Genomic DNA, 13,191 nt, shown 5'->3' on the forward strand with positions numbered 1-13,191 from the left:
CCTGCCTTTCCTGCCTTTCCTGCCTTTCCTGCCTTTCCTGCCTTTCCTGCCTTTCCTGCCTTTCCTGCCTTTCCTGCGTTTCTATTTTTTATCCTGAGCGGGGGGCATACCCCAGAGGGCCTTCCAGTCGGAAAGGAGCTTCAGGGCGTCCATGGGAGTCATGGCATCGGGGTTAGCGGAGCGCAGGGCTTCGAGGAGGGGGTGAACCTGTTCTGCGGGGGCTGGGGCAGGTTCAGGAGCGGGCTTTGCTGCGGGGCGGATATCGAGGCCGGGGAGTATGGCGGCTTCGAGTTTTGCGACGCGGGCCTTACCGCGGGCGGCCTCAAGCTGGGCGAGGATTTCGCGGGCGCGCTGCACCACGGAGGAAGGGACGCCTGCGAGGCGGGCCACTTCGATACCGTAGCTTCTGTCGGCCGGGCCGGGGATGAGGCGGCGGAGGAAGACGATATCGCCGTTCCATTCGCGTATGGCGATATTCATATTGCACACGCCGGGGAGGGTATTGGCGAGCCCCGTAAGCTCGTGGTAGTGGGTGGCAAAAAGGGTGCGTATGCTGCCGCCTGCACGGCGGGAGAGCTCCTCCACCACGGCCCAGGCGAGGGCGAGGCCGTCGAAGGTGCTGGTACCTCTGCCTATTTCATCGAGAATCACAAGGCTGCGCCTGCCCGCCTGGCGCAGGATACGGGCGGTTTCCATCATTTCCACCATAAAGGTGCTCTGGCCCTGGGCCAGGTTGTCGGAAGCGCCCACGCGGGAGAAGATGCGGTCCACCAGACCTATGCGGGCCTCGGAAGCAGGCACGAAGGAGCCCATCTGCGCCATGATGACAATGATGGCCGTCTGCCTGAGTACGGTGGACTTGCCCGCCATGTTGGGACCGGTAATGAGAATGAGGCGGCGGGCCTCATCCATGACGAGATCGTTGGGAATGAAGGAGGGGCGGCCCACCACGGCTTCCACGGCGGGGTGGCGGCCCTGACGGATGGACAGATCGGAACCTTCGTAGAGTTCCGGCCGGGACCAGCCGTTCTTGTCCGCGGCTTCGGCCAGACTCTGCCAGAAATCGAGCCGGGCCAGAGCCTCGGCTGCGGCGGTGAGGCGGGGCCGGATATCCGCCACGGCCACACGCAGTTCCTGATAAAGACGATATTCCAGACTCTTGCGCCTTTCGGCGGCGGTGAGCATCTTGTCTTCCAGTTCCTGAAGGGCCGGGGTGGTGAAGCGGTCGCTGTTCACCAGACTCTGGCGGCGCTGGAAATAACCGGGTATGGGCGATGTCTGCTGCGCGCGGGAAAGCTCGAAATAATAACCGAACACATGATTGTAGCCCAGCTTCAGCTTGGGCATGGCGTTCTTTTCCTGCTCTTCCCGCAGCAGGGCCTGAAGCCGGGCCTCGCCGTGCTCCACAAGGTCGAGAAGCTCGTCAAGCTCCTCGCTGTAGCCCTGGCGGAACAGCCCGCCCTCGGTAATCTGCGGGGGCAGATCGTCGCGCAGGGCGCGGGTGAGCAGATCGGCCGTGTCCGCCAGACCGTCCCACTTTCTGACAATGGTGCGCACGGCCTCGGGCAGGGATTCGCCCCGGCGGTCGTCCTCGGTGGAAAGCCGGTCCCCGTCGGGCATGATGAGCGCGTCGAGCACGGCGGGCAGGGAACGCAGACTCTCCTTGAGGGCGGAAAAATCGCGCGGCTGACAGCGGTTCAAGGCAATGCGGGTGGAAAGGCGCTCCATGTCGTACACACTGCGGAGCGCCTCGCGCAGGGCCTTGCGCATGTCCCTGCGGTCAAGAAAGAGCTGCACCGCCTCCTGCGTGCGGAGTATGGGTTCCAGCCTGCGCCAGGGACAGCGCAGACGCTCTTCCAGCAGGCGGCCGCCCATGGGAGTGCGGGTATAGTCCAGCACGGCCCGGAGCGTGCCCGTGCCGCGCTTGCCGTCCATGCGGGAAAAAAGTTCAAGGTTGCGCTCGGTGATCTCGTCGAGAATGAGATAGCGCCCCTTTTCCAGCGGCCGGAAGGGGGCAAGCTGGGCGGGATCCTGCTTCTGCATCTGTTCAAGGTAGGCAATGAGCGCGCCGCAGGCCTGCATGAGCTGCGGGCTTTTTTCCAGCCCCAGGGCCGCGGGTTCCTGCACATGCTGGGCGGCAAGCACCCTTTCCCGGGCCTGCGGCAGCTCGAAATGACTGCGGAAGGGCAGACGCACCACCTGTATGCCGGGGGTGGTGGTGAAGGATACGGGCACTTCGTCCCTGTCGGGCACCAGCAGCTCGCGCGGGGCCATCTTGAGCGCCCACTGCCTGAGTTCCTCCTCGCGGGAGGACTGAAGCCCCGTCCATGCGCCGGTGGATACGTCGAGCCAGGCAAAGCCCCCTGCTCCGGCCTGCTCGTCCCAGCAGAAGGCCCCGAGATAGGTATGGGCCTTGGCTTCAAGGTTGGCGTCGTCCAGAGCGGTGCCGCCCGTCACCACGCGGGTGACGGCGCGCTTCACCAGCCCCCTGGCCTGCTTCGGATCCTCCATCTGATCGCAGACGGCGATCTTGAAGCCCTTTTCCACCAGCTGGCTGATGTAGGCCTCGGCCGCGTGCCACGGCACGCCGCACATGGGCACCCCGCCCTCGTCGCGGCTGCGGCTCGTGAGGGCAAGCTGAAGCTCCCGCGCCGCGGTTTCGGCGTCGTCGAAGAACAGCTCGTAGAAATCGCCCATGCGGTAGAAAAGCAGCGCGTCGGGATATTCCTTTTTAATCTCCAGATACTGCCTGTACATGGGCGTAAGCCGGGGTGCGTTCTCGCTCATACCTGCCTTCCTTGGCGATCATGGGTTGCGCGGCAATAAGCGCATGCCGGAACAACGCCGTTTCTCCGGAGGGCCGTGCCCTTCCGGAACATGAAAAAAATATGCCGCGCCCCAGAGCGCCGCAAAGAAAAAAACAGGGCCTTTCGCAACGGCAAACGCCCGGGCGAAAGGCCCCGCCGAACAACGCCCGTATTCGGACGAAACCGGAGACGACGCACGCTTTTCACCGCACGCCGGAAAAAAACGCCAGCCTATTCCGCTTCGTCGGCGGCTTCGGCTTCCTTAAGGGCGGCTTCAAGCTCAGCCTTTTCAGCGATGAGCTTTTCCTTCTCGGCCGTCACCTTCTCAAGCTGCTTCTGCAGAGAGTTCACGCGGCGGCGGGCGGCGGAAAGACGGCCGGAAAGGGTGATTCTGTCCCACATGAGCATGAGCAGCACCACGGCCGCACCGATGGCGAAGCTGATGAGCAGCAGCGCATAGCGGGGAAGCGGCGCGGAAGTGATGGCCGGGGCGAACATGGGATCAAACTTCAGCGTCACCATGTCGGAGAAGGAGGCCTGGTTCTGCACAAAGAGCATCATGACCAGGAAAAACAGGAACACCAGCAAAAATACCTTGAGATAGCGCATGACGTCTCCTTTTGCGGCAGCACACGCGGAAAAAGGTTCAGGCGGAACGGGCCGCCAGGGCGGCAAACACCGGAGCCAGCCGGCGGCGGGTTTCCACAAGAGCTTCGGGGACGACGCGCACATCGTCCATGACGGCGATGAAATTGGAATCGCCGCTCCAGCGGGGCACGACGTGCATGTGAAGATGTTCCCCGATGCCCGCGCCTGCGGCCTCACCGAGGTTCAGCCCCACATTGATGCCCTGCGGATGACTGGTGGCGCGCAGGACGCGGCAGCAGAGCTGCGTCACGGCCATGAGTTCGGCCGCCTCTTCCGCCGTGAGATCCGTAATGTCACCCACATGGCGGTAGGGAATCACCATGAGGTGACCGGAGGCATACGGATAGCGGTTGAGCATGACAAATACATGCCGGGCACGGTGCACGATGAGGCGCTTCTCATCTTCCGCCGGACTTTCCGGCGCGCAGAGAACGCATCCGTCATGACACTTCGGCCCGAGAATATATTCCATTCTCCATGGCGCCCACAGATTTTTCATAAAGGCAGTCTCCTTTGAACAGAGTAGCACAGCGCCACGGCAGCGGCAAGAGGCCGTGCGGGGCTTTTACCATCGGCCGACAGAGAAAATGCCGCGCAACGCGCGCCTTCCGCATGTTTTTTCAGGCCTGCGGGGGCGCGAAGCGCCGTGCGGAACATTCCGCCCCGCACTTTTCAGAGCCTGCGGGCAGAAAAGGAGCGGAAAGAGGGACCCCTGCCTTCGGCCGTGCGGAAAAAAAAGCCCGGCCCCTTCCCGCAGGAAAAGGCCGGGGAGAGATCAGAAGGTAAGACGCAGGCCCAGGGAAATCTGATGCATGCGCAGGGAATCGGCCTTCAGGTTGTAGGGGCCGTAGCCCGCTTCGCCGTCGCTGGAGAAGAGGTAACGGTAGCCGAGGTCGGCGGAAATATTGGGCGTGAAGAAGTAGGAGCAGCCGAAGCCCACCTGAGCGGCCAGGTTCACATCGGTATGGGAAGAACCGTAGTGATAGCCGCCGATGTCCATGTTGCCGCGCGTGTTGGCGAACACAAGGCCCAGGCCCGCGCCCACATAGGGGGTAAAGTCCATGAGGTTGGTGATGTCCCAGTAGCCGTTGACCATGAGGGTCTGCAGGCGGGATTCGGCGTCACCATAGCCCACGCTCTTGTCCACGCGGCTGTTGTAGCCGTATTCGAGTTCCGCGCGCACGGGAATGCCGTGGAGCACGCTGAAGTCGTAGCCGCCGGCAATGGAGAAGCCGGCAATGCCGCGGGTGCTGTCCTTGGAGGCGGAATAGCCGGGAGCGCTCACCTTCCAGTCGGTGCTCTGGTAGCCCGTCACGAACTTGGGGGCGACGTAAATGCCGCTGTCGGCGGCCTTCGCGGCAAAGGGAAGTGCGAGAAGCAGCGCAAGAGCGGCAGCGATGCAAGATTTCTTCATGGAAAAACCCCTTGGTTTGCAGGTTCACGGCCCTCCGGCAGGGGCGGGAAAACGCCGGATCGGAAAATACCCGATACCTGCGCCCCGCACAAAGGGAAAGCCTTTCCCGCCTCCCGCGCAATGCCGGAAGCGCCTTCCGGACAGGAGACGAGGCCCGGAGACGGGCATATCCTTGCTTCTGCATAGAAAACCGCAGGCTTTAAGTCAACTTGGAGAGAAGAACGCTGCCCCTGAACCGACCGCTGCCACGAAAAAAAGACCGCCCGGAAACGGGGCGGAAGGGGTGGGAGCAGACGCACGACCGGAAAAACGCGGCGAAGGGGAGACGATAAGGGAAGCACGCCGGAAAAACGGCCGGGGAACCGCGGGGACGCCGGAAAACGGAGGGCGCGGGGAGTGCGGGGGCCGGGAAACACTGCCCGGAAGGCCTGCGGAAGGGGCGCGGAGGTCGGAATGCCTGCCGGAGGTGGGGCTTGCCGGGGCTGGAACGCTTGCCGGGGCCTGAGGAATAAGCGGAACGCCGCCCCTCCCCGGAAAAAGCCCCCTGAACGCAAAAAAAGCCCCGGATGCGGCCGGAGCACGAAAAAAAACGCCGGAACGGAACCCCGGCGGGGACAAAACGGGGGCCGGACGGAGGCAGAACGGGGGCGAGACGCGGAAAAAGGGTGCGGAGCGGCGGAAACAACGCCTTTTTTCCTCCAACCGCCCGGAAAGCGGCCCGGAAACAGGGCGCGGGGAAGGCCCGTCTTGACCTTCCCGACACCAGCGCTTAGGGTGGGAGCATATTTTTTCCCTTAATGGGGACGAACGCGCCTTATGGCGCAAACACAAGGCGGGACATCATGCGACCTGTGCACCTTCTTCTCTGCGTGGCCATGCTGGCCGTACTCGCTCTTTCCGCTGCCTGTTCGTGGGTGGGAGAAACGGCGGGCCGGGCGCAGGCCGGGGTGGAAAACGCCATACACGATACCAGAGCCGGCTACCACAAGGGCTACAATCAGGGGAAGCAGTAACCGAAGCCTGCGTGAGCTTTCCTTCGCCTGTGTGACGCGAAGGCCTGACCTTTCCACCGCCCGAGTACCGCAACAGTCCGACCTTCGACAGCCCGGGTACCGCAAGCGCCCGACCTTCGACAGCCCGGGTACCGCAAGCGCCTGTCAGCGCCGGACACACTGTACAGGGTGCGGGACTTGCACGGTGGCTGCTGCGCTTAACGGCGGAAGTGAATTCCGCCTGCTTGCATCCACCGGCCCGGCCGCCTGAAGGCAGGCCGGGGGCCCCAGAGCGTTGATACACGGCCTTCCTTTGCAAACCGGGGCCCGACAACACGTTGAAACAAGGCTTTTTTCTGCAGGCAAAAGCAGCATGAAGCGTTGAAAACGGCTTTATTTTCCACAAACAGAGCCTGTCCCGGCGTTTGAACCATGTTTTTTCCGAAGACGGGCGCCGAATAAAGCTGACACCGACGTACCACGCCCCCCTGTCTTGAAATCTTTCCTTTGACACGACGGCCCGGCGCAGGCCGGGACGGAGTCGGCCTGCGTGAGCGGGTCCGGCAGGACACGCTCACACTGAGGTAGCCGCCCGCACGCGGTGTGCCGGGCCTTTCTGCGCCCGGCGGCCACAGGATACGGCAACGCCTTGCACGCCTGCCTTTCCTACGGACAGCGTGCGGAGGAGCATTCGCTTGCGCGCCCGGAACGCCCCAAAACAGCAGCGAGTCGAAGGAAGGCCTTTGCCTTCCCTTCCCCTTCCGCCCTGCCAGCTGAGGGGGTCCGGGGGGAATCATTCCCCCCGGCGGGGTGCGGGGCGGCGCCCCGCGTGCCTTTCCTCTCTTCCTGCCTTTCCTCTCTTTCCGCCTTTCCTTTCTTTCTGCTCTTCCCTGGCTGCGGGCCTTCTGCGGTTCCCGGCGTTCCGGGGTTTCAGGCCACGGCCTCACCATCGAGGGGGACGCGGGGGCGGAGCTGTTCGGCACCGGGGGGAATGGCATCGATGAGGGCGTTGGCCCAGAGGGTTTCGGCGTCTTCGAGATCATTTCTTTCCCAGGGGTCGAGCATGGGCCTGCCGGCCTCACGGGCGGCGCGCTCTTCCGCTCTGGCCTCGCGGCGCATTTCGTTCTGATAGGCGCGGCGGCAGGCCTCGCAGCAGAAGCGGCGGGGGCGGCTGCCGAGTTGAAACAGGTTTCCACAGGCATCATACGCGCAGCGCACCAGGGGCATGATGTTTCTCCTCTGCCTTGAGGGCAAGGCGTTTTTTCAGGTTTTCCCTTGTAAGGGGGAGGGGGTGCCCGGGGGAGGCGCCGAGGAGGGCCACGGCGTCGGCCCCGAGGGCGAGGGCGTCTTCTCTGCCGCAGGCAGCGCGCCAGGCGGCGACAAATTCCTTGTGCTTCCAGGAGAGTTCGGCCTCTTTCCAGGAGCAGACCACGGCCCAGCCGCCGAACTGCCGCACCACGAGGGCGGTGGTGGGGTGCAGATCGGGGATGCGCCAGCTTCCGGAGCGGCGCGCCGCATCAAGGAGCCTGCCCCACTCGGCTTCGGCCTGAGCGGCGAGATTATCTTCCCCGCGCAGGGCGCCCGAGGCCCGGTCGAGTTCCTTCTGCACCAGGGCAAAGGGCGGCATACAGCCGAACTGCACGGCCTCGTGCCCGAAGCGGCGCACCACGGAAAGCACGGCCCGGCGGCAGTCTTCCACGCCGTAGGGAGCAAGAAGCATGAGCCAGAGGGTGGCCACCTCCTCGGTGAGCGTTGCGCCGTAGTTGGAGGCAAGCATGCGCACAAGCATGGCCTTCTGTTCGTTGTCGCCCTTTACCATGCGCCCTCCTCCGCCGAAGTTGCGGCCATGCGCTCCACGGCGCGGCGCACAACCTCTCCGTTATTCTCCTCTCGTGCAGGAGCGCGGCGCGGTGCGGCCCCGCCCCTGCGCTTGGCCTCCCAGGTGCGCACGGCGGCGCGCCAGTCCTTCATGGGCGAGGTACCCACCTTCCAGCCCTTGGAGGCGTAAAAATCCACAAAGGCTCCGGCTTCAATGCCGTTGCCGCGCGCATCGCAGTAGGCCTGCACCTCCTCCTGCGTGGGCGGACGAAAACGCGCTCTCTTTCTTCCTTCCCCTTCCTCTTCCCCTTCCCTGTTCCCGACACCCTCCGCCATGGCGGGCACAGCCTGTACACACGGTTCCGCAGCAGAAACAGCCTCGCCGCATGCCCCGGCAGAAGGGAAAATCCCGGGATAGGCCGCCTCCACCGCCGCGCGTATCCTTGCCGAAGACACGCGCCCCAGCAGCACCCGCAAGGACTGCACCAGCCGCGGCGATGTGGAGGCCTGATGCCGGATGAAATTCACAATCCATATCCTCATGCCGTCCGTCACCACCTTGCCCGCAGCTTCCGCCTCCGAAAGAAGACGACGCACCTCGTCTTCTCCCAGCCCGGTTTCGTAGGCCATGCGCCGCGTGGATACCTCCAGCAGACCAAGATTGCTGGTGTGCGGGCAGGTGATGAGATACAGGTAGAAAAGCCTGCCCTCCGGACCCAGCTCCTCCACATAGGGATCGTTCCAGAAGGTCATGCGAAGTGTGCGGTATTCCGCCATGCCCTGCCTCCCTCATTTAAAAGATGTGCGGATATGCAGCCCCGGAACGGACCGCCGGGAACGGAGCGCCTGCACAGAACCTGCACGAGGCGGAAAAACGCTCTCCGGCAGGCCGGATTCCCGGACGGAATGCGCGCCCGGGGGAAGCGCCGCTCCCTTCGCTTCTGTTTTATCTACAAATGCATAAAAATGTAAAGCAGAAAATTCTACAAAAGCAGATTTTGCAAAAGCAAAAAAAACCGGTTAATTATTAACCATGAAACTCGTCGAATCCGCCCTCAGCATTTTGGAAGAGGCGGTTGCCCGCGACTTCAACGGCAACCTGCGGGAAGCCGCGCAGTTTTTCGGCATCCCCTACCAGACCATCTACGCCTGGCTCAAATCCAGAACGCGTGTGCCATCCCTGCGTTCCATGGAACCCGCGCTGGAAAAACTCGGCGTGTCCTTCACCACGCCCGGCCGCGAGGCAGGCAGGCCCGTGTGCTTTGTGGATGCGGAAATCGTGCCTGCCGGGCAGGACATGCGCCCGCCGGACGCGCAGGACTACTGGGCCGCCCCGCTGGTGGGCGAAGTGGGCGCGGGGCCGGGCTATATTCCGCAGGACAAGATTGAAAGCTGGTTTCTGGTATACAAGTACCAGCCTGCGGTCATGCGCCGCCGCAATCTCCTTGCCGTGCAGATAGGCCCCACCTCCACATCCATGGAGCCGGTGCTGCACCCCGGCGACATCGTGCTTGTGGACAGGGACGACAGAAACGTGCTCACCCCCGGCCGCATGATGCTGGTGCTCGACCCCCAGGACGGATCGGGCATGGTGAAGCGTGTTTCCGTGGAAGACCGGCACAACGGCGACTACCAGATCACCTATTATTCCGACAACGCCGCGGACAACCCGCCGCGCGTGTTCAGCCTTATGGACGACTTCGACGGCGACTGGCAGAAGTGCATTGTGGGCCGCGTCATCTGGTCCTGGTCCGACGTAAGCCAGAAATAGGCGACTCCGGACACGGGGCCTTCGCGCTGCCCCCTCCTTTCTGCTCACGGATCCCTTCCCCGGAACGCTGCCTGCACTAAAGAGCCGCGCTGTCCCTCCGCTCTTTCCGGGATACCGCAATGCGCCCTTCCCTCCCGCCTGCGGCCGTTTGCGGAATCTTCCCCTTCCCCGGGGATACGCTTTCCCTCATTCCGGCACCTTTCCTCCGACTTCCCCAGAGGTGCACGCTTCGGCATTGCCCTTCCGCCCTTCCCCTGCCCGCAGGAGGGGAAGGACTCTCCCGCACATCCCGCCGGGCGGAGCGTGGCAGACATGCGCCTCCCTCCGTTCCCACCAGAGAAAAAGCCGCCTGAAAGAGCATCCCCTGCCGGAACAGCAGGATGCGGGCATGACACAGTCCTCCGCCCCTGCCCCGCGACCACCAGGGCCGAACGGCAAATCCGGGGAACGGCGGCGCACAGAGCGCTTCCCCCGCCTTCTTTCCCGTACTGGGGGAAGGCCCGTTCTGCGGAAAGGCCCTCCGCCCCTGCCTGTGCAGGGCTTCCCCGGAACGCTGCCTGCACTAAAGAGCCGCGCTGTCCCTCCGCTCTTTCCGGGATACCGCAATGCGCCCTTCCCTCCCGCCTGCGGCCGTTTGCGGAATCTTCCCCTTCCCCGGGGATACGCTTTCCCTCATTCCGGCACCTTTCCTCCGACTTCCCCAGAGGTGCACGCTTCGGCATTGCCCTTCCGCCCTTCCCCTGCCCGCAGGAGGGGAAGGACTCTCCCGCACATCCCGCCGGGCGGAGCGTGGCAGACATGCGCCTCCCTCCGTTCCCACCAGAGAAAAAGCCGCCTGAAAGAGCATCCCCTGCCGGAACAGCAGGATGCGGGCATGACACAGTCCTCCGCCCCTGCCCCGCGACCACCAGGGCCGAACGGCAAATCCGGGGAACGGCGGCGCACAGAGCGCTTCCCCCGCCTTCTTTCCCGTACTGGGGGAAGGCCCGTTCTGCGGAAAGGCCCTCCGCCCCTGCCTGTGCAGGGCTTCCCCGGAACGCTGCCTGCACTAAAGAGCCGCGCTGTCCCTCCGCTCTTTCCCCTGCCCCCACGCGGGCGCACCGTGATGCCATCAGCCCAGAGGGGAAGCTCCACAACGCCCCTCCTTCTTCCCCCTCCCTGCGCCCGACTCGTCCTTTCTCCCCCTCTTCACGCACGAAACCCGCATGCGGAAGGCAGAAGGGCCGTTTTCCTTCCCCCTCTTCCCCCCTTTCCCTCCGTTTTCCCTCTGCTGCTCCTGTTTTCTGCCGCCTTCTCCCCTTCGCCCCCTCTTCAGCTATCCCCATCGCCGGGGCATGGGCGCTTCCGCCCCCTTCCGACACCTGCGGCCGGAGCGGAGGCTCCGCCCTGTTTATGCAAATGTAGAATTTATTCTTGACCATTGTTCTGCATTTGCATACATTACTTCCAGAGCCTGCCGGCAGCACCGTTCCTGCCCGGCGTCCGCACAATGCGGGGCCTTTGTACGGCATACCCAAGGAGCGTCATCATGACCGACTGCCTTTCCCCCTCTCAGCTTGTGGAATTTCAGCGCTGCGGCGAAGCGTGGCGCCGCCGCCATCTGGAAGAAGACTTCGTGCCGCCCGGCATTGCCGCCGTCACGGGCAGGAGCGTGCGCGAAACAGCCCTTGCCTGCCTGCGCCGCAGGCAGCAGGGGGAGACGCCCGGCCCGGAAGAAACGGCCGACCTTGCGGCCGACGCCTACCGGCGCGGCCTTGCCCGGGGCGTGCATCTTGCGCCGGAAGAGCTGTCCTGTGCGCCCGCCCTGCTCGGCAAAGGCAGGGACAATGCGGTTTCTCTGGCGCTGCTGTTCCGGCGCGCGCTTCTGCCCGCCCTCTCGCCCCTGCTGGTGGAAGAAAAGGTGGAACTCGACCTGGCCCTTCCCCTGCCTGTGCGCGTCACGCTGGACTGCTGCACCGCCACGGGCGAAGTGCACGCCTTCTCCTCGGCCTCGCGCCGGTGGAACCCGGAAAAGGCCCATGGCGCGCCGGGCCCGGCCCTCTGGCCTGCGGCGCTGGACAAGGCGGCGGGCATACGCCCCGCGCGCATGGTGTTCAACGTGCTCATCGCCGCCGGAACGCCCGCCCTGCAGAGGGTGGAAACCACGCGCCACGCAGGCGACCTTGCGCCGGTGCTGCGGCAGTTCCGCCTCATGATCGCTTCCATCAATGCGGGCATCTTTCCCCCGGCCGCGCCGGAAAGCTGGCACTGTTCCCCGCGCTGGTGCGGATACTTCTATTCCTGCCCCCACATCCCTGCGGCACGGAAGGCGCTCTCCCCGGCCTTTTCGGCTCGCTCCTCGCTGTTCTGAACGCCCCTGCCCGGCGCCTGCCTCCCGGCCCTGCCGAAGCGCCCCTGCGCCGCATGAAAACGCGCAGAAAAGCACGCGCCCCGGTCCCTTCTCCCTGCGGAGACCTTCCGCAGTCCCCAAGGATCCACCATGTACGAACATCTTTTTCTGCATACCGGACTTGATGAAGAAAAAAAGCACGCCCCTCTTTCCGCCGCACAGGCCCGCGCCGTGGCCGGGGAACGCATCGCCGTTCTTGCAGCCTGTTCTCTGCCGCGCGACGAGGAAGCGGCGCGCGCGGCCCTCCGTGCTGCCTGCGGTCAGGCGGAGACTCCTTTTTTCGAACCTTCGGGCCGCCCCACCCTGCATTTCGCCCGCACCGCCGCCCTTTTCCGGGGCAATGTGCGCTTCGGCCTGCGCGAGGGGCCGGGGGGCGAGTGGGAAGCCTTTGCCTGGGACATGGAACGCAACGTGCGGGCCGTGCGCCTTTTCACGCCGCAGCGCGGTGAGGATGGAGAAAGGGAGGGAGCGCGCCGCCTGACGGCCGTGCTGCTGGATATTCTGCCGCCCTCACTGCTGGAAGAGGTACGGAAAAACGCCAGCATGCCGCACCCTGCACCGGGCACGGCGGGCGGCTTGAAGAATCCCCCTGCCGGAAACGCCCCGGCCGTCGCCGCCCGGAACAGCGCCTCCCCTGCGCAGGCTCCCCGGCCGGAAGCCGCCGGGAACGATGCCTGCGCTTCCGACGCGGCGACCTTCCGCAACGATGGCGCGCCCTCTCCAGAGAATGCGCCCGCGTCATTCATGAAGCAGGCGCGCAGACCTGCCGGAAAAAGACCTGCCCCGCAGGCTCCCCGGAACATCCCGGACGGCGGGGAAAATGCCCCCCACAGCCGCGGCCGGAAGGCCGGAGCCTCTGCCGGAGAGTGCGCGGCCGGGAAAGAAACCATGCAGAACACCGCCCCCCTTCTGCCGGAAGAACCCCTCTCCGGGGAAAAGACCGGCGTGCGCGGAAACAACGCCCCCGGAGGCGCGACCCCGGAACAGCCTTCCGCTTCCCCTGCGAAGGAGGCGCAACGCAACGAACGCCCGGAAGCCCAAAACACTCCCGCCCCGGCGACAACGCGCAAAGAAGAACGCGCCCTCGCCCCGACGGAAACACTCCGCTACCGGCCGGAACTCATCTTCTGCCCGGAAAAGGGCCGGGAACGCGACAGCCTGGACTGCCATGCCTGCGCCCTGCGCGAAGGCTGCTCCGCCTATGCGTAACGGCGCGGGCAGAACGCCTTGCCTCGCTCAGAACTTCGTGAGGCGGGGCAGGCGTTCCTTTGCCGACCACAGGGGAAGGCATTCAAAAAGCAGCCAGCGCGTTTCCCGCCAGGTGCTGACGCGGGTGATGACGGGAATGCCGA

General features: G+C 64.7%; 11 protein-coding genes. 4 read left to right on the forward strand and 7 right to left on the reverse strand.

The features are described from left to right. Positions 1-81: 81 nt before the first annotated feature. The 4 genes from mutS to Q0K07_RS11655 form a co-directional block, all read right to left on the reverse strand. A complete protein-coding gene (mutS, locus tag Q0K07_RS11640) occupies positions 82-2,787 on the reverse strand; it encodes a DNA mismatch repair protein MutS (protein ID WP_294559404.1) in 2,706 nt (901 codons plus the stop codon). 251 nt (positions 2,788-3,038) lie between these two features. After that, entirely contained in the window at positions 3,039-3,416 is a 378-nt protein-coding gene (locus Q0K07_RS11645) for a LapA family protein (protein ID WP_294559406.1), read from the reverse strand. A 37-nt stretch (positions 3,417-3,453) separates the two neighbouring features. Beyond that, complete coding sequence (locus Q0K07_RS11650) at positions 3,454-3,954, reverse strand: HIT domain-containing protein (RefSeq protein WP_294559408.1); 501 nt, start codon at positions 3,952-3,954, stop codon at positions 3,454-3,456. A 276-nt stretch (positions 3,955-4,230) separates the two neighbouring features. After that, positions 4,231-4,869: an outer membrane beta-barrel protein gene (locus Q0K07_RS11655; protein ID WP_294559410.1), complete on the reverse strand. Its 639-nt coding sequence runs from the start codon at positions 4,867-4,869 to the stop codon at positions 4,231-4,233. 842 nt (positions 4,870-5,711) lie between these two features. Here Q0K07_RS11655 and Q0K07_RS11660 point away from each other — a divergent pair. Continuing rightward, positions 5,712-5,882 carry a hypothetical protein gene (locus Q0K07_RS11660; protein WP_294559412.1) on the forward strand — a complete coding sequence of 57 codons (171 nt, stop codon included), beginning with the start codon at positions 5,712-5,714 and terminating at the stop codon, positions 5,880-5,882. A gap of 909 nt (positions 5,883-6,791) precedes the next feature. On the opposite strand, the gene Q0K07_RS11665 is transcribed toward Q0K07_RS11660, so the two are convergent. Genes Q0K07_RS11665 through Q0K07_RS11675 form a run of 3 tightly spaced genes read right to left on the reverse strand, consistent with a single transcriptional unit; the run spans position 6,792 to position 8,456 of the window. Continuing rightward, entirely contained in the window at positions 6,792-7,088 is a 297-nt protein-coding gene (locus tag Q0K07_RS11665) for a hypothetical protein (RefSeq protein ID WP_294559413.1), read from the reverse strand. Further along, positions 7,063-7,680 (reverse strand): DUF6475 domain-containing protein, encoded by a 618-nt coding sequence (locus Q0K07_RS11670; RefSeq protein ID WP_294559415.1) that lies wholly within the window; start codon positions 7,678-7,680, stop codon positions 7,063-7,065. Before Q0K07_RS11670 ends, Q0K07_RS11665 begins: the two co-directional genes overlap by 26 nt. Next, positions 7,674-8,456: a hypothetical protein gene (locus Q0K07_RS11675; protein WP_294559417.1), complete on the reverse strand. Its 783-nt coding sequence runs from the start codon at positions 8,454-8,456 to the stop codon at positions 7,674-7,676. The genes Q0K07_RS11670 and Q0K07_RS11675 overlap by 7 nt, the downstream gene beginning before the upstream one ends. Before the next feature lie 256 nt (positions 8,457-8,712). Here Q0K07_RS11675 and Q0K07_RS11680 point away from each other — a divergent pair, with 256 nt between their 5' ends. From Q0K07_RS11680 to Q0K07_RS11690, 3 genes are all read left to right on the forward strand, one after another. Then, positions 8,713-9,450 carry a S24 family peptidase gene (locus Q0K07_RS11680; RefSeq protein ID WP_294559419.1) on the forward strand — a complete coding sequence of 246 codons (738 nt, stop codon included), beginning with the start codon at positions 8,713-8,715 and terminating at the stop codon, positions 9,448-9,450. Between the two features lie 1,528 nt (positions 9,451-10,978). Beyond that, positions 10,979-11,800, forward strand: a complete 822-nt coding sequence (locus Q0K07_RS11685; RefSeq protein WP_294559421.1) for a hypothetical protein — start codon at positions 10,979-10,981, stop codon at positions 11,798-11,800. 129 nt (positions 11,801-11,929) lie between these two features. After that, positions 11,930-13,048, forward strand: a complete 1,119-nt coding sequence (locus tag Q0K07_RS11690) for a hypothetical protein (RefSeq protein WP_294559423.1) — start codon at positions 11,930-11,932, stop codon at positions 13,046-13,048. The last annotated feature ends 143 nt before the right edge of the window (positions 13,049-13,191 follow it).

Source organism: uncultured Mailhella sp., assembly GCF_944324615.1.
Taxonomy (GTDB): Bacteria; Desulfobacterota; Desulfovibrionia; order Desulfovibrionales; family Desulfovibrionaceae; genus Mailhella.